Source organism: Flavobacterium agri (assembly GCF_013401995.1).
Lineage (GTDB): Bacteria > Bacteroidota > Bacteroidia > Flavobacteriales > Flavobacteriaceae > Flavobacterium > Flavobacterium agri.
In genome coordinates this window covers 1-816 of sequence record NZ_JACBJI010000033.1, presented here as the reverse complement: position 1 = coordinate 816, position 816 = coordinate 1, and the positions used below count along the sequence as shown (strand labels likewise).

Annotated in this window: 1 protein-coding gene; it reads right to left on the bottom strand. The window is 35.3% G+C overall.

Going from position 1 to position 816, the window contains the following annotated elements:
• Positions 1–325: 325 nt before the first annotated feature.
• Positions 326–757, bottom strand: coding sequence for a hypothetical protein (locus HZF10_RS17870; protein WP_176007602.1), 432 nt, complete (start codon positions 755–757; stop codon positions 326–328).
• Between the last annotated feature and the right edge of the window lie 59 nt (positions 758–816).

Here is an 816-nt window from a genome sequence, read left to right as displayed (position 1 = left end):
CTGTTATTTTTGATTCATCGATCAGGAATCGTAAAAGATTTTTTTTTGCGTCCCTACAGTCGCAATTTCTCCCAACGCTTCGCGGCTCACGGATCGTGGCGGACATCCGGAGATTGTATTCTCCGGCGAACTCAAGTTAACAAAACTAATGGATTTTTCTAGCTTAACAAAGCTGAAAAATCCATTAGTTTTGTTGCTCTGGAGAAGGCACTTCATTCTACCTGAAACCCCGCCATGGCCGCGAGCCGCTGTTAGTGGCTGGCTCTATTCGCAGTTCTAGAAATAATTAAAGCTTAAAAAAATTCTTTAATTTACTTTTAAGTGATTATTGATTAATCGTTGTTTTCGGTTCGCTCTGTAATGTAAGAGTTTTTAATTCCGCAAATTCTTCAGCGTTACTTTTTGAAAGCAAGTTTTGATGAAAGGACTTAAGATTTTCGTTGCGCGGTTCTGTTTTTGGCTTAATTCCAATTTTGTCGAAGTCAACAAGGCATTCTATAGAAAGTAAATATTCATTATCGTTCGTAAATTTTGCACGAAAAAAATAAGCTGTCGCACTTTGTCTAAAATATACGTCATCAAAATATATTTTTGATTCGTAAATGGTAATCTCCTCATCAGTGATTGATTTCAAATCGCTAATCAACGCTTCTATTATTTTTTGAATATTACGATTGAGAAATGATACTTCATTTTTGTTGTATTGATCAGATAAATATTCCTGTTTTATATTTTTGAGAGTTATGTAAGATTTCATCTAGATTGTTTTTGAGTTGTTTCAGGTGAGCTTGCCACTAACGTTTCGCGGCTTCTTTG